The following is a 17,915-nucleotide window of genomic DNA, read 5'->3' on the forward strand; positions in this document are numbered from 1 at the left end:
ACATTTAATTTATATTTTCTGCTATCAAAAAATAATCACTATCCAACACATATTGCGGAAAATCATAAAGTATTCTCGGCTCTAGAAAAAGTACTTTTTGATTTGAAAGCTTGATATACTCTATTAGTTTTTCCATTTCATTTTTGGTTAAATAAGCCCCACTATTAACAAAAATTAACAATTTCTTCTTACTAAGATAATTATAAACTTGAAGAATTTCAAAGCATTTTTCGAAAATAGTATCACTCTGTGTTTCAAATTTCACACCAAGAGCTTTAATAAGTTCTAAAATGGTAATTTTATCATATTCCAAGTCCAACTCATTTTCCAAACACTCATACGAGAGCAACTCTGTAATGGTGTTTGCCAACTGCTCAATCATTGATTTCACTTCTGGTTTGTCATTTAATTGACTCTCCAAATCAGCATGAATGAGTTTTAGCATTGACTGTGAATTAATATCAAATCCGAAAATATCTGTCACCAAAAGTAATTCTGAGACTTTTAAAGACCGTAATTTCTCATCAAACAACTTCAAGTCGCATTCTTCAGAGTAAGAATAGAATTCCCTAACAAGATTTGAAAATACAGTAACATCTTCAACCGTTAAAATAGTTGCATCAAGAATTTCAATTGGTTCGTCAAGTATGGGAAAATTAATCTTCATCGCTATAATCCTCTCCAAGAAATACAAGACGTCTATCAGAATTGGCGACGCTGGTATTTCTCTCACCATTCAAATAAATCATACGAGCAAACTGTTTTTCAGTCACTGTCAAAAGTGTGATGCTTCCTTTTTTAGGATTATTGACTTGCAACCTATCAATCATGGCTTTATTGGCAGAATTATTTAATAACAATTTGCTATAAACCGAAAATTGGTGCATGATAAAGCCTTCACTCAATAAAAACTTTCGAAATTTACGATAGGCTTTTCGTTCTTCTGCTGTTTCGATTGGCATATCAAACATTAAAATCATTCGCATATATCGATAACTCATATCCTAAATTCAGGAACCCCTTTCCCACCATGATTTAGAGCTTTAATCACTTTCTTTGTATAATCACTAACGATATTGTTTAGGAACATTTCTTTATGGTTATAAGAGTAGGTTTCATCAAACATCGTAAACAATTCGCGTTTAATTTTAACAAAAGAAGCGTTACGATTTTCATACACAATTCTATCAACAATTGGACGAAATGGCTCCATGATATCACTAGCCAGATTAAACTGGTTGAATTGGTTAGCATGTTTTAAGCCAAATTGCGTCATACAACCACAAACAACTAATTCACGCGCAAACATGCTCAACAACAAAGTATATCCATAGTCTAATCCAGCATTAATGTCATTATCCTGTTCACGCGAGAAATCATTTCCAAACAAGGTATTAAAATAAATTCTTGCAGAATGTCCCTCACGATTACTGGGATCAAAAGACTCTAAGCCGCGATATAACTCCATAATAGATTGAGATTTTTCAAAGAAAGAACACTCACCAAGATATATGCTTTGATTTAATATTTTCTGGGCAATAATTGTTGTCCAAACATCACATTTGACATCATCGTCCCAAGCAATTTGATTTGTCAGCTGTAAACTAGAATCGTGGCGTCCATAGTAAGGCGTCAGCATTGCAGTTGGCAAACGTTTTTCATCACAAAAAATAATTAAAATATTTCTCTCGACTAAGCGTTCAATCAACATCGTCGTCAACACAATATTCGTCGTTTCAAGCAACAGAATATCAATCTCTTCCAGATGAATCATTTCAGTATGATAAGCATCTTTAAAAATCAAATGATTATTCTTATACGACAATTTAGAATGCTCATTAACAATAACCGTACGCCATCCCATTACTCATCTCCTATTTTACTCAAATCAATACGTGTTTCATAAAGACCAGTGATAGATTGGTGGATAAGGGTGGCATTAAGACATTCTTTAGTCGAAGTATAGCGTTTACGTGGAATTTTTTCACCAAGGAAATTGAAATCAGCTGGCGCACCTAATGCAGTCAATGTTAATAAATTAATAAATGAATTTGAAATTTCCTCAATTGAGAAGTTATCCATACTATCTGCAGCTGCTCTAATTTTGCTTAAATTTTTTTCAACATCAACATATAAGTTAGCAAAGTTTTCTACACAAGATAAGGCCTCTTCAAATTCTTTCTTATGCGCACTAACATATTTTAAATGTTCATTGCTATTAAAACTATCACCTCGATGAGCATGATAAAGCAATTCTACTAAATGTCCTGGAAGCACCATTTCATTTCCTTTTTGAAGTTCTGAAGCACTAGCTAATAAACGTCTTCTTCCCCCCTCAAATTCAAAAAGACTGTATTTTGGAAGTTTTATTAATTTATCTTCTCGAATATTGTGATATCCTTTATTTTCTAAGAATTCAACTGGATTTTCTTCAAAGAAAGAACGTTCCATGATAGAAATACCAACTAGCTCTTTTACAGTTTTCAATTTCTTAGCTTTACCTTTTTCGACGTCAGCTACAACAAAAACAGAATAAGCTACTGTTGGACTATCAAAACCACCATATTTTTTAGTATCCCAATAAGCTTTTTTTGTCTTTCGTGGAATTAATTTATCAGAGTCACCTTTAGGTAAAATTGATTCTTTTGAGAATCCTCCCGTCTGAGTCTCAACCTTTTTAACAATATTGACTTGTGGATAGGATAAAACTTTTCGAACTTTTTCAAAGTCAATTTGCTTATTCCAAGCAATTTCACCGTCAGCATTTGTCTCAATATCTGGTCGTTCAAAGACTCTGCCATCCGCATATTTAACCTTAGTTTTAAAGAAATTCATCAAATTTGAATAGAAGAAATATTTTGCTGTTGCTTTACCCATTTCAGAATGGTCATCAGAAGATTTGGCAATAAGTTTATGAACATCATATTTTTTATACTCACCATATACAAATTCAGAAGCTAATTTAGGATATTTTTTCAATAATGCTGTTCCAACAACTGCATTAAGATAAGCATCATGAGCATGATGATAATCATTGATCTCGCGAACTTTGTAAAATTCAAAATCTTTTCGGAATTGTGAAACCAGATTTGATTTTAAAGTAATGACTTTCACATCACGAATCACCTTGTCATTTTCATCACTTTCTGTATTGAAACGAGCATCTAAAATTTGTGCCACATGTTTTGTGATTTGACGTGTTTCAACCAATTGACGTTTAATAAAGCCAGCCTTATCTGCTTCAGTCAATCCACCACGTTCGGCTTTCGTTAAATTATCAAATTTACGTTTAGAGATTAGTCCTGATTTATACAATCGAACCCATTCTGCCTTTCTAGCACGAACAATATCAAGACTTGGTACATCATCTGATTTACCTCGATTTTTAGCAGAACTTGTTAGTACTCGATTATCAATAGAGTCATCCTTAATAAAGGCTTGAGGAATAATGTGGTCAATATCATAATCGCTTAGATGGTCAATATCCAACTCATCACCAGTGTACATATCTTTACCATTTTGAATGTAGTAAAGGAAGAGTTGATCATTTTGAAGATGACTATTTTCAACCTTATCTTCAATATATGACGGTTTTTCCTCATTAAGAATATTACTTCCTAACTCTTTTAATGAGTTCTGAAGTTTTTTCAAACGTTGTTGGGATTGGCTTCTTCCTCTATTAGTTGTTTGATTTTCACGCGCCATTTCAATAACAATATTATCAGGATTATCTCCCATCACTTTAACTAGCTCATCAACGATTTTGACACTTTGTAGAATACCTTTTTTAATAGCAGGACTTCCAGGTAAATCATGAACAACAGCTTCAATATCATCGACATCACCAACAACTTGCGATTTTTGGATGATTTGTTTAAATGGTAATGTATCATCGTTAATTAACTGCATAAAGTTACGATTAGCAGAACCATCATCAATCAGATAATCAAGAATGGTCTTATTATTTTCTTTATTACGAATACCGTTAATTAATTTATATGACAAACGTCCCCAACCAGTATAATGACGTCGTTCAAGTTTTTTCAATTGATCAGCTGTAAAAATATCACTATATTTTTGAAGACGTTCATGAATCATATCTTTATCTTCAAACAAAGTTAACGTTTTAATAATATCTTCAATGACTTCTTCATTTACTTTATCATCCAAGAAAGCTTTATCCAAAATCTTTTTCAAATCATGGTAAGTTCCAAGACTAGCATTGAAAGATTTATTTTCTTTATCAAGTCCAATTAAATCTTTAATACGATATTCAGGAAATTCTTTATTAAGGTAATTTAAAAGTTTTTCCTTGGTAACTTTGCGATTTTCTTTAAAAACATGGTCAAAGATTTCTTGTTTCATATTTGAATCAAAGAAAGAATCTTTTCCTTGCTCATTGACATACTTAATTTTGGTTAATTCATTATAAACCACATATGTTTCATATACATGACTGTGTTTTGGTAGAACTTTCTCCTCTGGTAAATACAAATCATTTAAAGTCATGCGTGTAATAAATTTTTCAGCTGACTTTTCTTTATCAATTACCTTATCGAAGTTCCACGGTGTAATCTTCTCATCTGAATGATATTCTGCCCATGAAAATCGGCTATCTTTTCGTGCTAACGGACCGACATAGTAAGGGATTCTAAAAGTCAAGATTTTTTCAATTCTATCTTGGTTCTCTTTTAGAAATGGGTAATAATCACCTTGACGGCGCAAAATTGCATGCATTTCTTGTAAATGAATTTGGTGCGGAATCGAACCATTATCAAATGTTCTTTGTTTTCTTAAGAAATCTTCACGTTCAATTTTATCTAGGAAATAATCACTTCCAGCAATTTTAGAGAGAGTATTTTTTAAATATTTATAGAATTCATCCTGCTTGACACCATTTTCAATATAACCCGCATAACCATTTTTGGTTTCATCTTTAAAAATATCGTGATACAACTCAGATTTATTTGCCTTAATGAATTCTTTTAGTTTTTCTAAATCTTCATGATGTTCTGCATAGCGTTTAATCATCGAAGCTGATAAAGGAGCTTTAGTTGAATTATCATCAACAGTTAAGATACCTGAAAGTAAGATTGCATCATAAAGATTTTTAGCTGAAGTAAATAAATCTGCATAATCGTCTCCAATTTTCCCAAGTAACTCTTCTAAATCTTCGTTATAGGAATCTTTAGAAAATTGCAACTTAGCATCTTCAGATAATTTGAAATTCATTTTAAAATTAGGCTGTAATCCTAAAGCCAAAGCAATAAGATTTCCAAATAAAGTATTTTTCTTTTCTGTTGGGTAGTATTTAATAAGATTCTCTAAACGACGTGATTTGCTAATTTTTTCTGTCAAAATACTTGCAGCATCAACCGTAATTTCTGATAAGTGACTATCATCAAATGTTCTATCATACACTCTTACGAAATCAGAAAATATTTTTTGAACATCTGTATTTTCAGCGTTCAATTCACCCTCAATTAAGAAATGTCCACGGAATTTAATCATATGAGCTAAAGCAAGATAAACCAAGCGTAAATCTGCTTTTTCAGATGAATCTGCAAGATGTTTTCGCAAATGATAGATTGTAGGAAACTCTTGATGATACTTAACCACATCTGCTTTGTTCCCAAAAATTGGATAACGCCCCAATTTTTTATTATCATCATCCCATCTCAAGAAAGATTCATCCAAACGTTGAAAGAAACTTTCATCAACTTTTGCCATTTCATCAGCAAAAATTTCTTGTAGGTAACGCAAACGATTTTTACGACGCGTATAACGACGTCGAGCTGTACGTTTCAAACGAGTCGCTTCAGCAGTCTCTCCGCTATCAAATAATAACGCACCTAGTAAGTTTTTCTTGATATACTTTTTATCAGTATTTCCTAAAACTTTCATCTTTTTAGCTGGAACTTTGTAATCATCAGTAATCACAGCCCAACCTACGCTATTAGTACCTATGTCAAGTCCGATTGAATAATTTTTCTTAGTCATAATTTTCCTCCTCTGAAGTATTGAAGATAAAAAGATTTATAAAAAAAAAGTTTTTTTAAGAAGTAAAAATTTTTATCAAATCTATAAAACTTTTCAAAAATTTTAGTAATTCAGTTAAAATTATAAGTTTATCCTTGCCAAATTTGATTCTTATCATTTCGGTCTCCTTAAAATACAACTTATTTTAATTGAAGTATACCATTTAATTTTTAAAAATCAAATAAATAGTGATATTAATATAAAATTTTGATAGAATAAAATAGGAGTTGTATTTTAGTTTTAGAGTTGTGCGTTTTATAGCTTTAACAATTTCTATATAATATCACTTGTAAATAATAAGTAATTATTATATAATATGTTTGTTGGAACTATTCGAAACAACACAGCAAGTTAAAATAAGGCTTTGTCCGTACACATTTTGGCACCCGATTCGGGTGCGTTTTTTTGTGCCCTTACAGATAATGGCAACAAAACTAAGTAATTTTATTTTACTCTTTAAAATATAAAAAAACAAGCGTTTTCAAGGCGCTTGTTTTTCTGTTTTTATATTTCATTTAGCTCACCAACCAACCCCAGAAAAATGGGAGGGCAAAGGCAATTAAGCCACAAATTACAAAGAGGGCTTCCAGCCATTTTTGAGGGATAGTCGTTGATTTAATCCAAAGAAGAATGGCAAACAGCCACGAAACTGCAAATAATAGCCAATAATACCATGCAAGGGACATCTTAATCGTTCCTTTCTACCTTAGTGGTTTTCGGATGTTTCTGTTGGTCGTGCAGACGTTTAGCCAATTGACGGCGAGCAATGACAAGCAAGCCAATCATAATAACTTCGTAAGTGACAAAGAAAATGATAAAACAATGCAAGAAAAATTCCTCTGGTAAAACCCAGATAATTGGGTCTGTGGCTGGGTTGAACAGCCATGTTGAATCACCAGGGAAAAGCACTTCATGAAATAGCGTAAAAAATTGGTCAAAGCCAATCAGCAATCCTGCTACTGCAATTAGCACAGGCAAAATAGCTGCCAAAGTAAACGCTCTTCGATGTAGAAAAAGTGATTTTTCAGCTCTGCTAATTTTCCAAAAACGCCAAGACGGATACAGCAGCACCACAAAAACAGCTTGCGCTAAGTGAAATAAATGCTTAACGTCACGAAAATGCTTGAGCCCGTCTATTGATGACGGGAAATCTGGCATAGAAAGGGTGTGCGAAAGTGGATTGGTCAGATAGGTCATCAGAATATTAAAGTTTTTCAAGAGGTCGTCTTTGGTAATCGTGACCTGAAGGGTTAGTTTGAGCCAATCAACTTCCAAAGGGTAAATCAGCCAAGCACCATAAATAGCTACCAAGACAGCTAGAGCAAGGAGCCAGAGCCAAGTACTAAACGTCCAAAGTTTATTTTTCATCAAAATTCCATTCATCTAAGCTAGCAAGGACATGGTCAGGTTTCACTGGAAGGGTAGGCACTTCTTCTGGTTTGGTGAAACCAGTCGTCACAAGCAAAGTAGCAATATCATTTTGAATTCCTGCCATAATATCTGTTAAATAATTATCACCAACCATGATAGCTTCTTCACGTTTAACTCCCAGAACATCCAAAGCTTTATTCATGATAATCGCATTTGGTTTGCCAATAAAGACTGGTTGCACACGTGTTGCAGTCTCCAAGAGTTTATTAATCGAACCAGCCCCTGGCATTAACCCACGCTCCGTTGGGATATTCAAATCAGGATTCGTTCCAATAAAGACTGCTCCTTTTTGAATGGCAAGCGTTGCAATGGCAAGCATTTCATAAGTTAGTTGCGTATCTAGTCCGACAACCACATATGCTGGATTTTCAGTATCTTCAACATAGCCAGCCTCAGCAATAGCTGTTTTCAAACCCGTTTCACCAATCACATAAACTGTTTTTCCACGATTCATGTCATTCATGTAATCAATCGTCGCCATTGTTGCTGTATAAATCGTTTCAAGCGGTGTATGCACATTGAATTGTGTCGCAAGCATTTCTTGAACTTTTTCTGGTGTGCGTGTCGTATTATTCGTCACCAAAACATAAGGAATATTGCGTTCTTGCAGACGTTGAATAAAACGTTCCCCAGCAGGAATACGATTTTTCCCTTTGTAAATTGTTCCATCTAAATCAATCAAATAGCCTTTATAAGTCATTCTTTCCTCCATTTTTACAACACCAAAAAGACTTTCTAGCTAAAAATTCTCTGACTATCCTTAGTCAATTAGTGTTTTCCAATTCTCATCGTGATAAGCAGTAAAGCACATCGCAATCTGCTCTTTCGTTGTCTTAGATTCAGCAAGATCAGGCAGGTTGTCACACGCAAAATACCCACTTGCTATCGTTTCTAAATTTTTTGTAAACTGCCCACCTTTGGCATGGCATAATGAAAAAATCTTACAAATCTTGTGAGCAGAAACTGGTTGATTGTGTTTTTCACGGTCTTGAATAGCAATCACGCGCTCCAATTGCACATCAAGTCCAGCTTCTTCTTTCACCTCTTTAAGCGTGTTTTCCGCCACAGATTGGTCAACATCACACCAACCACCTGGCAGCGCCCACTTTCCATTAGCTTCTTGCACTAGTAAAATCTTGTCATCTTGAAAAATAGCTGCGCGTGTATCAATTTTTGGTGTTTGATAGCCCGTTTCGTTAGCAAACAAATCAGCTACTTTCTGAGCTGGTAACTGCGATAATTCAGCCATCATTGCAACTGAAATCTCTCGAATTTCCTCAAAACGTTCAATATCATACTTATCGCGACCATAAGCTAGCCCTGCTTGTGCTAAGGATTGCAAGCGAACAAGCCAATCAACCCATTTCTTATCATCAACAGTCATTATTTTTCCTTCCACTCGATGCGAGCTTGTGCATGAACAACACCTTGGGTAACAATTTCATGTTTTGTTATCAAACCATCTGTTTCAACACGTGATTTAATATCATGCCCATAATGGACTTCTTTCACGTATTTGAGATTAATGCAGTGCGGAATGTGTTCCTCTAAAAACGCCACGTCCAACACATCATACATCCATTCAAGGTATTTGCTATTGTTAACATGACCATTTAAATCAAGATCAAAAAAGCGAACGTGATAGGTTGTTTCTTCTGGAATTTCCAAGCTTTCGTAACGAGGACCACGATCGATTTTTTTAATCTTTTCAACGTCATAAACGTCAACAATTTCATCAATAACAGGGTGAACCTTTCTGCTATCATAATCCATGAGGACAAAAGTCGAATGAATCGTCATGATTTTATCACCAGATTCACCATAAACATTGAAATCACGGTAACAAAAGAGCTTATTATAAGCCGTAGGTACCGTTTCAATCACGATATTTTCAGTATATTTTGGCAAACGCTCGATTTCAATCGCATACTCTGTGATAATCCAAACAAGATTGTACGTTTGATAAATATAATCATCACTCATCCCCAGACTAAGTGACTGTTTCCCTGAAACTTGCAACACTAACGATAAAAGTTGCGGCAATTTCATGTTGTGATTAATGTCACTTTCGTAAAAAGGTACTTGATAATTTTCTTGATAACTTAATCCCATGTCACTACTCCAATATAAATCTCTCTGCTACCGTGTCTCCTAAAAAGAGACCTTTTTTAGTCATTCGAACCACCTCATCATCTGGCACCAAAAGCTCATGCTGACAAAGTTCTGTCACGATCTGACCATAACGTTCTTCAAAAGACACGCCAAACTTTTCTTCAAATTTTGCAATGGAAACGCCAGATTTCTTACGCAAGCCCAAGAAAAGTTCTTCTTCCATCATTTCGTCCTTAGTCAAGACCTCCTCTGACAACCTAGCATTTCCTTCAGAAACAGCCTTTAAATAATGTTGAATCGGCCCACGGTTACGATAACGAACACCGTTTAAATACCCAGACGCCCCAGCACCGACACCATAATATTCTGCATTATCCCAGTACATCAAATTATGACGACTTTCAAAACCTGGCTTGGTAAAATTAGAAATTTCATAATGCTCAAAGCCATTAGCTTCCAATTCAGCAATAATGTACTCAAACATTTCCGCCTCAAGGTCTTCTTGGGGCAAATTCAATTTTCCACGACGCATTTTATTCATGAAAACCGTGTGATGTTCTAAAATCAAACTATACAAACTCAAATGAGGAATATCCAGCGCTATCGCCTTAGCAACATTTTCCTTAACATCTTCCATTGTCTGACCAGGAAGCGCATAAATTAAATCAATCGAAATATTGTCAAAGCCTGCTGTTTTCAAATGGTCAATCGTCGAATAAATTTGCGATTCATTGTGGCTACGCCCAATTCTCTTTAATTGCTTATCATTAAAAGTCTGAACACCAAGCGACACACGATTAACAGCAGATTTCTTCAACACTTCAATCTTGTCATCCGTCAAATCCCCAGGATTTGCTTCAATGGTAAATTCTTCTAATACGCTCAAATCTAAATGCTTTGTCAAATTCGTCAGCAAATAATCCAATTGCTGCGCGGTAATTGAGGTTGGCGTTCCACCTCCGATATATAAGGTCCGCAATTGTTCAATATCATAACTCTCAAATTCACGAATAAGAGCCTGCAAATAATCGTCAACAGGCTGATTTTTGATAAATACTTTTGAAAAATCACAATAATAACAAATCTGCGTACAAAATGGTATATGGACATAAGCTGATGTTGGTTTTGTTAACATGACGCTATTATAACATTTTTACGAAGGATAACCAATGACTTTATTACGAAAGAAAAGGAGCAGGCAAAACGCATTTCCCATACTCCTTTTTTTATGAAAATGATTTTAGTCAATACCGATTTCTTTACGAACAACGTCAGCAATGGTATCCACGTAATAGCTTACTTCTTCATCCGTTGGTGCTTCTGCCATGACACGAAGAAGCGGTTCAGTACCACTTGGACGCACTAAAATACGACCATTGCCATTCATTTCAGCTTCCATTTTGCTGATAATATCAGCGATAGCTGGTACTTCCATGGCTTTGCTCTTCATGCTATTTTCAACACGAATATTCACTAATTTTTGTGGGTAAATAGTAACTTCGGAAGCTAATTCAGAAAGTGATTTGCCAGTTTCTTTCATCACTTTTGCCAATTGAATAGCTGTTAACTGACCATCACCTGTTGTGTTATAGTCCATGATGATAACATGACCTGATTGTTCACCACCAAGGTTGTAACCAGATTTACGCATTTCTTCAACAACGTAACGGTCACCAACTGCTGTAATCGCTTTGTTAATCCCTTCACGGTCAAGCGCCTTGTGGAAACCAAGGTTTGACATAACCGTTGTAACGATAGTGTTGTGAGCTAATTGTCCACGTTCTGATAAATATTTGCCGATAATGTACATGACTTTATCACCGTCAACAATGTCGCCATTTTCATCAACAGCAATCAAACGGTCGCTATCACCGTCGAATGCCAAACCAACTGCTGCGCCAGATTCTTTAACCAATTCTTGCAATTGTTCTGGATGAGTTGACCCAACGCCATCATTGATGTTAAGACCGTCTGGCTTTTCACCGATAACAGTAATATCAGCATCCAAATCCAAGAAAACATCACGCGCTGATACAGAAGCAGCTCCGTTAGCGGTATCAAGGGCAACTTTCATCCCTTCCAAGCTAACACCTGTTGAAACAAGAAATTTTTCGTATTTACGAAGTCCTTCTGGATAGTCAACTAATGTTCCTAAACCTTCAGCTGAAGGGCGTGGAAGCGTATCTTCTGGAGCATCAAGTAATGCTTCGATTTCGTCTTCTTGGTCATCAGCCAATTTAAAACCATCGCCACCGAAGAATTTAATCCCATTATCCAATGCAGGATTGTGACTAGCTGAAATCATGACACCGGCGCTCGCTTTTTCTGTACGAACTAGGTAAGATACCCCTGGAGTTGCTAAAACACCAAGTTTGTAAACTTCAATCCCAACAGAAAGAAGCCCAGCAACCAAGGCAGATTCTAACAATTCTCCTGAAATACGTGTATCACGTGCCACAAATACTTTTGGACGTCCTGTTTCATGCTGACTAAGAACATAGCCACCAAAACGTCCCAATTTAAACGCCAATTCAGGTGTCAATTCGACATTTGCTTCTCCACGAACACCATCTGTACCAAAATATTTTCCCATTATTCTACTAGCGAAAAATCGCTTCCTCCATTACTAAATTCATTTCCTAAGATAATCTAAAATAATAGTTGCATTATAAAAATCACATTTTCATCTTAAATTATCATTAATTCATTAATATATAGTCTTTGCTATTATCTATTATTTTTTCGTTACTGTCAACTGAACAGTCACAACAGAAGGGTCAACAGTCACATTATTTGCTGATAAATTCACGCTGACACTTGTGTCTTTTGTAACATTAGCAATATCAACATTAGCAACAACTTCATCCACCGCATCCAAAGCATCCTGACTACCAGAAATCGTTACTTGGCTTTGGCTTAATTTGTATGAAATGTCAGAGATTTTATCACTCATCTCTCCTGTTGTTTTCACAGTTACTGGAACTGTTTTTGTCAATTTTTTCACGGTCACTTCTAATTTGGCTTTCGAAGGGTTAATAGCACTAGCTAAGATTGTGCCGTCTGCTGCCACAGCCTGCAAGGCTACGCGTCCACTGTAATTACTGTCCAACACTTCTGTTTCTGGCAATTTAGCAACCACATGGTCAATTTGGTCAATAATTGATTCCGAACTCGTGACTTCAACTTCAGAAATATTTGTTGAAACTTTTTTCAACTCATAGCCAGTAGCCAATTGACTGGAATCTACTTCACCTTGAACTTCAAATGTCTTTGTTTTCTTTTTACCGATTGTTACTGAAATACTACTTGGTGAGGTTGTCGCCGTAACTCCTGATGGCAAATCCGTCACTTGCAAAGGAACCGTCTGTGTCCCCTCACCCAAGTTTGTCAAATCAGCTACTACCTTAAAACTTCTTGTATCATTATTAATCTCAGAATCCAGTTTGACACGATTAATCGATGTCAGATAAACCTCTGTTTCATAAGAATAACCACTAATAAAATACTTATCAGTATCATATTTAATATCAATGGGAACATTCTCCAAAGTATGGGTATAAGTTTCTGTTGCCCCCGATACTTGCGAGCCTGTCCGTGTGTAATTACTTGATGTGGCTGTTAAAAATAAGAGAATGGAAAAGACAATAGATACAATAACCAACCAAAATTGACTATTGAAAAATTTCTTCATTGTTTCTTCCTCCAAATCTTATGATACCAGTGTTCTTCTTCCTCTACTTCTGTGATTAATTGTGTTCGAAGAATAGCTTCAAAGTTTTCTTTGGTCAAATCGTGTAAGAATTCACCTTTTGACGTAATTGAAATACCACCTGTTTCTTCTGAAACAACAATCGTTAAGGCATCAGAATTCTCTGACAGACCAATCGCTGCGCGGTGACGTGTCCCAAATTCTTTTGAAATCGCCATTGATTCTGACAAAGGAAGATAAGAACAAGCCGTCGCAATTTTATTGCCTCTGATAATGACAGCACCATCATGCAAAGGCGTATTTGGAATGAAAATATTAATCAATAACTGACTTGAAATATCCGCGTCCAAAGGAATCCCTGTTGAAATATATTCCTGCAAAGTTTGCGTGCGTTCAATTGAGATTAAAGCCCCAATCTTACGCGGACTCATGTAAGCCACCGATTTCACCAGTGCTTCAACCAACTTTTCCTCGTCACTCACTTGCTGTGTTTGTAGGAAAACTTGTGTTGAACGACCAAATTTCTCAAGACCAGAACGAATTTCAGGAGCAAAGATAACCACACCCGCAATAACACCATAAGTGATGACTTGATTCATCAAGTAAGTAATCGTCGTAAAGCCAATCCATTCAGCTACAAACTTTAGTAAAATGAAGAACACGACCCCTTGAATCAAGGACATGATTTTCGTACCCGCAAGGGCTTTGATTAAACGATAAATAAAATACGCAACAATTAAAATATCCAAAATGTGAACGACAATTGTCCATGGGTTTTCAACTAAAGTTGCCCAAAATTTAGCATCAATAGCCGTAAAATTACTCATACATGCATCTCTTTTCTCTAACTAATTAAAACTACCTTTCTATTATACCACGTTTAAAACAGATTTTCTTTATTAGAATATATCTTTTTGTGGTACAATATTTCTATGAAAGTAAACACACTTATGGGAATCACGGCTGGGAAGTCAGCTCACTTTGTCCTTTCAAAAATGGGACGTGGCTCAACCTTGCCTGGAAAAATCGCCCTCAAATTCGACAAAGATATTTTAGACACTATCGCTAAAGATTATGAAATCGTTGTGGTAACAGGAACAAACGGTAAAACTTTGACCACTGCTCTTACAGTTGGGATTTTACGTGAAGCTTTTGGTGAAATCGTCACAAATCCAAGCGGTGCCAATATGATTACTGGGATTACTTCAACTTTCTTGACAGCCAAAAAAGCCAAATCTGGTAAAAAAATTGCCGTGCTTGAAATCGACGAAGCTAGTCTGCCAAAAATCACAGAATACATCACACCAAGTCTCTTTGTATTCACCAATATTTTCCGTGACCAAATGGACCGTTACGGTGAAATTTACACCACTTACCAAATGATTTTAGACGGTGCTGCCAAAGCTCCAACAGCAACAATCTTAGCCAACGGAGACAGCCCACTTTTCAATTCTACAAACGTGGTAAATCCTGTTAAATATTATGGCTTTGACACTGAAAAACACACTCCAGAACTCGCACACTATAATACCGAAGGAATTTTGTGTCCACAATGTCAGCAAATTCTAAAATACAAATTGAACACCTATGCAAACCTTGGTGATTATGTCTGTGACAATTGTGGTTTCCACCGTCCAAAACTCGATTATGCCTTGACAGAATTGACGAAAATCACCAATACAACTTCTGAATTTGTCATTGACGGTCAAGATTACAAAATCAACGTCGGTGGTCTCTATAACATTTATAACGCTCTTGCTGCGGTATCTGTTGCTGAATTTTTCGGAGTTGCTCCTGAAAAAATTAAAGCTGGTTTTGATAAGAGTCGCGCCGTCTTTGGACGCCAAGAAACCTTTAAAATCGGTGATAAATCTTGTACTTTGGTTCTCATTAAAAACCCAGTTGGCGCTAGTCAAGCACTTGATATGATTAAATTAGCCCCTTATCCATTTACACTTTCTGTCCTACTCAATGCCAATTACGCTGACGGAATTGATACCAGTTGGATTTGGGATGCTAACTTCGAGGCTGTTTTAGATATGGATATTCCTCAAGCATTTGCAGGCGGTGTTCGTCATTCTGAAATTGCTCGTCGTTTGCGTGTGACAGGCTACGATGAAAACAACATCACCGAAGCCGAAAGTCTCGAGGATATTATGGCATTAATTGAATCACAAACAACTGAGCACGCCTATATCCTTGCAACTTATACCGCCATGTTACAATTCCGAGAAATTCTAGCTAGTCGCCATGCCGTTGGAAAGGAGATGAATTAAAATGACTTACACTTCGCTACAATCTCCTAACACAAAAGATTACAACTATGAGTTAAACGTTGCCCACCTTTACGGCAATCTGATGAATACCTACGGTGACAATGGTAATATCCTCATGATGAAATATGTCGGTGAAAAGCTTGGAGCTAGAATGACCTTTGACATTGTTTCATTAGGAGATACCTTTGATGCTGACTACTACGATATGGTTTTCTTTGGTGGTGGTCAAGACTATGAACAAACTATTGTCGCCAAAGACCTTCCACGTAAGAAAGAAGCCATTGCTGATTTCATCAACAAAGACAAAGTCATTCTAGCTATCTGTGGTGGTTTCCAACTCCTTGGTCAATACTATGTTCAAGCCAATGGTGAAAAAATCAATGGTATTGGTGTTATGGGACATTACACCCTCAACCAAGAAAATAATCGTTTCATCGGAGATATAAAAATCCATAACGATGAATTTAACGAAACTTACTATGGTTTTGAAAATCACCAAGGTCGAACATTCTTGTCTGATGACGAAAAACCACTTGGTATCTGCGTTTACGGAAATGGTAACAACAAAGAGGACGGCACTGAAGGTGTTCATTATAAAAATGTCTATGGCAGCTACTTCCACGGACCTATCCTCTCACGTAATGCCAACCTTGCTTATCGCCTAGTGACAACAGCTCTAAAAAATAAATACGGTTCTAGTATTACACTACCAAGTTACGATGACATTCTTTCAAAAGAAGTCACCGAAGAGTATGCCGATACTAAAAGTAAAGCCGAATTTGAAAAATAACCTTAAAAGGATTGCAGTTTATCGCAGTCCTTTTTCTTTGTAGCCAAGCTTCCTAATTACCATAACAAAGTCACTTTAATCAAAAATTAAGCACCTTTAAAATAGAGATTATTAAGCATTTCTAGCCATATTAAAAATTAGCACAAGACTTAACTGCCCCTTTTTTGCCCCTTAAACACAAAAAAAGAGCCTATTTGAAATAGATAGGCTCTCAAAACGTTGATATATCAACGATTATTTTTTCAAGTTGTAGAATGATTTCAATCCACGGTATTCAGCTACTTCACCAAGTTGGTCTTCGATACGAAGCAATTGGTTGTATTTAGCGATACGGTCAGTACGTGAAAGTGAACCAGTTTTAATTTGACCAGCGTTAGTTGCAACTGCGATGTCAGCGATTGTTGAATCTTCAGTTTCACCTGAACGGTGTGATACAACGGCAGTGTAACCAGCTTCTTTAGCCATTTCGATAGCTTCGAATGTTTCAGTCAAAGTACCGATTTGGTTAACTTTGATAAGGATTGAGTTAGCAGCTTCTTCTTTGATACCACGTTCAAGGTATGAAGTGTTAGTTACGAAGAAGTCATCACCGACCAATTGAACACGTTTACCAAGACGTTTAGTAAGTTCTTTCCATCCGTCCCAGTCGTTTTCGTCCATTGCATCTTCGATTGTGATGATTGGGTATTTGTTAACCAATTCTTCAATGTAATCGATTTGTTCTGAAGCAGTACGTTTAGCTGCGCCTTCACCTTCGAATTTAGTGTAGTCATAGATTCCGTTATCGTAGAATTCTGATGAAGCACAGTCAAATCCAAGGAATACATCTTCACCTGGTTTGTAACCAGCAGTTTCGATAGCTTTGATGATTGTTTCTACGGCATCTTCAGTTCCGTCAAATTTAGGAGCAAATCCACCTTCGTCACCAACAGCTGTTTCAAGACCACGTTCTTTAAGGATTTTCTTAAGAGTGTGGAAGATTTCAGCACCCCAACGAAGAGCTTCTTTGAATGTAGGTGCACCAGCAGGTAAGATCATGAATTCTTGGAAAGCGATTGGAGCGTCTGAGTGAGAACCACCATTGATGATGTTCATCATTGGAGTTGGAAGAACTTTAGTGTTGAAACCACCAAGGTAGTTGTAAAGTGGAACTTCAAGGTAGTCTGCTGCTGCACGAGCTACGGCAATAGAAACACCAAGGATAGCATTTGCACCGAGTTTACCTTTGTTTGGAGTACCATCAAGAGCGATCATTGCACGGTCAATAGCTTGTTGGTCACGAACATCGAAACCGATGATTGCTTCAGCGATGATGTTGTTAACGTTGTCAACAGCTTTTTGAGTACCAAGACCGTTGTAACGAGATTTGTCTCCGTCACGAAGTTCAACTGCTTCGTGTTCACCAGTAGAAGCTCCAGAAGGAACCATACCACGTCCGAATGCACCTGATTCAGTGTAAACTTCTACTTCAAGTGTTGGGTTACCGCGTGAGTCAAGGACTTCGCGAGCGTAAACATCAGTAATAATTGACATTATGTTACTCTCCTTATGAGTTTTT

General features: G+C 36.3%; 16 protein-coding genes. 2 read left to right on the forward strand and 14 right to left on the reverse strand.

The window, feature by feature from the left end; translation table 11 throughout:
• Positions 1-4: 4 nt before the first annotated feature.
• From csn2 to cdaA, 13 genes are all read right to left on the reverse strand, one after another.
• Positions 5-667 carry a type II-A CRISPR-associated protein Csn2 gene (gene csn2, locus CCC20_RS02080; protein ID WP_003065546.1) on the reverse strand — a complete coding sequence of 221 codons (663 nt, stop codon included), beginning with the start codon at positions 665-667 and terminating at the stop codon, positions 5-7.
• Entirely contained in the window at positions 657-1,001 is a 345-nt protein-coding gene (gene cas2, locus CCC20_RS02085) for a CRISPR-associated endonuclease Cas2 (RefSeq protein ID WP_270620198.1), read from the reverse strand. Before cas2 ends, csn2 begins: the two co-directional genes overlap by 11 nt.
• Positions 998-1,864, reverse strand: a complete 867-nt coding sequence (gene cas1 / locus CCC20_RS02090) for a type II CRISPR-associated endonuclease Cas1 (protein ID WP_270620197.1) — start codon at positions 1,862-1,864, stop codon at positions 998-1,000. The genes cas2 and cas1 overlap by 4 nt, the downstream gene beginning before the upstream one ends.
• Entirely contained in the window at positions 1,864-6,000 is a 4,137-nt protein-coding gene (cas9, locus tag CCC20_RS02095; RefSeq protein ID WP_270620196.1) for a type II CRISPR RNA-guided endonuclease Cas9, read from the reverse strand. Before cas9 ends, cas1 begins: the two co-directional genes overlap by 1 nt.
• A gap of 554 nt (positions 6,001-6,554) precedes the next feature.
• Positions 6,555-6,725 carry a hypothetical protein gene (locus tag CCC20_RS02100; protein WP_003065554.1) on the reverse strand — a complete coding sequence of 57 codons (171 nt, stop codon included), beginning with the start codon at positions 6,723-6,725 and terminating at the stop codon, positions 6,555-6,557.
• 1 nt (position 6,726) lies between these two features.
• Positions 6,727-7,407: a TIGR01906 family membrane protein gene (locus tag CCC20_RS02105; protein ID WP_285394810.1), complete on the reverse strand. Its 681-nt coding sequence runs from the start codon at positions 7,405-7,407 to the stop codon at positions 6,727-6,729.
• Entirely contained in the window at positions 7,397-8,170 is a 774-nt protein-coding gene (locus CCC20_RS02110) for a TIGR01457 family HAD-type hydrolase (protein ID WP_013852052.1), read from the reverse strand. Before CCC20_RS02110 ends, CCC20_RS02105 begins: the two co-directional genes overlap by 11 nt.
• 60 nt (positions 8,171-8,230) lie before the next feature.
• Positions 8,231-8,854 carry an NUDIX hydrolase N-terminal domain-containing protein gene (locus CCC20_RS02115; protein WP_013852053.1) on the reverse strand — a complete coding sequence of 208 codons (624 nt, stop codon included), beginning with the start codon at positions 8,852-8,854 and terminating at the stop codon, positions 8,231-8,233.
• Entirely contained in the window at positions 8,854-9,582 is a 729-nt protein-coding gene (locus CCC20_RS02120; protein ID WP_003065563.1) for an acyl-ACP thioesterase domain-containing protein, read from the reverse strand. The genes CCC20_RS02115 and CCC20_RS02120 overlap by 1 nt, the downstream gene beginning before the upstream one ends.
• A 4-nt stretch (positions 9,583-9,586) precedes the next feature.
• Positions 9,587-10,717: a radical SAM family heme chaperone HemW gene (hemW, locus tag CCC20_RS02125; protein ID WP_287178832.1), complete on the reverse strand. Its 1,131-nt coding sequence runs from the start codon at positions 10,715-10,717 to the stop codon at positions 9,587-9,589.
• A 105-nt stretch (positions 10,718-10,822) separates the two neighbouring features.
• A complete protein-coding gene (glmM, locus tag CCC20_RS02130; protein WP_003065567.1) occupies positions 10,823-12,175 on the reverse strand; it encodes a phosphoglucosamine mutase in 1,353 nt (450 codons plus the stop codon).
• A 141-nt stretch (positions 12,176-12,316) separates the two neighbouring features.
• Positions 12,317-13,273 carry a CdaR family protein gene (locus CCC20_RS02135; RefSeq protein ID WP_003065568.1) on the reverse strand — a complete coding sequence of 319 codons (957 nt, stop codon included), beginning with the start codon at positions 13,271-13,273 and terminating at the stop codon, positions 12,317-12,319.
• A complete protein-coding gene (gene cdaA / locus CCC20_RS02140; protein WP_003065571.1) occupies positions 13,270-14,118 on the reverse strand; it encodes a diadenylate cyclase CdaA in 849 nt (282 codons plus the stop codon). The genes CCC20_RS02135 and cdaA overlap by 4 nt, the downstream gene beginning before the upstream one ends.
• A gap of 105 nt (positions 14,119-14,223) precedes the next feature.
• On the opposite strand from cdaA, the gene murT reads away from it, so the two are divergent.
• Positions 14,224-15,567 (forward strand): lipid II isoglutaminyl synthase subunit MurT, encoded by a 1,344-nt coding sequence (gene murT, locus CCC20_RS02145; protein WP_003065573.1) that lies wholly within the window; start codon positions 14,224-14,226, stop codon positions 15,565-15,567.
• Position 15,568: 1 nt separating this feature from the next.
• Positions 15,569-16,357: a lipid II isoglutaminyl synthase subunit GatD gene (gene gatD / locus CCC20_RS02150; protein ID WP_058692371.1), complete on the forward strand. Its 789-nt coding sequence runs from the start codon at positions 15,569-15,571 to the stop codon at positions 16,355-16,357.
• A gap of 234 nt (positions 16,358-16,591) precedes the next feature.
• On the opposite strand, the gene eno is transcribed toward gatD, so the two are convergent.
• On the reverse strand, positions 16,592-17,890 hold the full coding sequence (gene eno / locus CCC20_RS02155; protein ID WP_013852055.1) for a surface-displayed alpha-enolase: 1,299 nt from the start codon (positions 17,888-17,890) through the stop codon (positions 16,592-16,594).
• Positions 17,891-17,915: the final 25 nt, after the last annotated feature.

Source organism: Streptococcus sp. LMAG:39 (genome assembly GCF_008680485.1).
GTDB lineage: Bacteria > Bacillota > Bacilli > Lactobacillales > Streptococcaceae > Streptococcus > Streptococcus pasteurianus.

Coding starts and splice junctions, on each gene's coding strand:
- csn2 (WP_003065546.1), bottom strand. CDS start 667: ATGAAGATTAATTTTCCCATACTTGACGAACCAATTGAAATTCTTGAT.
- cas2 (WP_270620198.1), bottom strand. CDS start 1,001: ATGAGTTATCGATATATGCGAATGATTTTAATGTTTGATATGCCAATC.
- cas1 (WP_270620197.1), bottom strand. CDS start 1,864: ATGGGATGGCGTACGGTTATTGTTAATGAGCATTCTAAATTGTCGTAT.
- cas9 (WP_270620196.1), bottom strand. CDS start 6,000: ATGACTAAGAAAAATTATTCAATCGGACTTGACATAGGTACTAATAGC.
- CCC20_RS02100 (WP_003065554.1), bottom strand. CDS start 6,725: ATGTCCCTTGCATGGTATTATTGGCTATTATTTGCAGTTTCGTGGCTG.
- CCC20_RS02105 (WP_285394810.1), bottom strand. CDS start 7,407: ATGAAAAATAAACTTTGGACGTTTAGTACTTGGCTCTGGCTCCTTGCT.
- CCC20_RS02110 (WP_013852052.1), bottom strand. CDS start 8,170: ATGACTTATAAAGGCTATTTGATTGATTTAGATGGAACAATTTACAAA.
- CCC20_RS02115 (WP_013852053.1), bottom strand. CDS start 8,854: ATGACTGTTGATGATAAGAAATGGGTTGATTGGCTTGTTCGCTTGCAA.
- CCC20_RS02120 (WP_003065563.1), bottom strand. CDS start 9,582: ATGGGATTAAGTTATCAAGAAAATTATCAAGTACCTTTTTACGAAAGT.
- hemW (WP_287178832.1), bottom strand. CDS start 10,717: ATGTTAACAAAACCAACATCAGCTTATGTCCATATACCATTTTGTACG.
- glmM (WP_003065567.1), bottom strand. CDS start 12,175: ATGGGAAAATATTTTGGTACAGATGGTGTTCGTGGAGAAGCAAATGTC.
- CCC20_RS02135 (WP_003065568.1), bottom strand. CDS start 13,273: ATGAAGAAATTTTTCAATAGTCAATTTTGGTTGGTTATTGTATCTATT.
- cdaA (WP_003065571.1), bottom strand. CDS start 14,118: ATGAGTAATTTTACGGCTATTGATGCTAAATTTTGGGCAACTTTAGTT.
- murT (WP_003065573.1), top strand. CDS start 14,224: ATGAAAGTAAACACACTTATGGGAATCACGGCTGGGAAGTCAGCTCAC.
- gatD (WP_058692371.1), top strand. CDS start 15,569: ATGACTTACACTTCGCTACAATCTCCTAACACAAAAGATTACAACTAT.
- eno (WP_013852055.1), bottom strand. CDS start 17,890: ATGTCAATTATTACTGATGTTTACGCTCGCGAAGTCCTTGACTCACGC.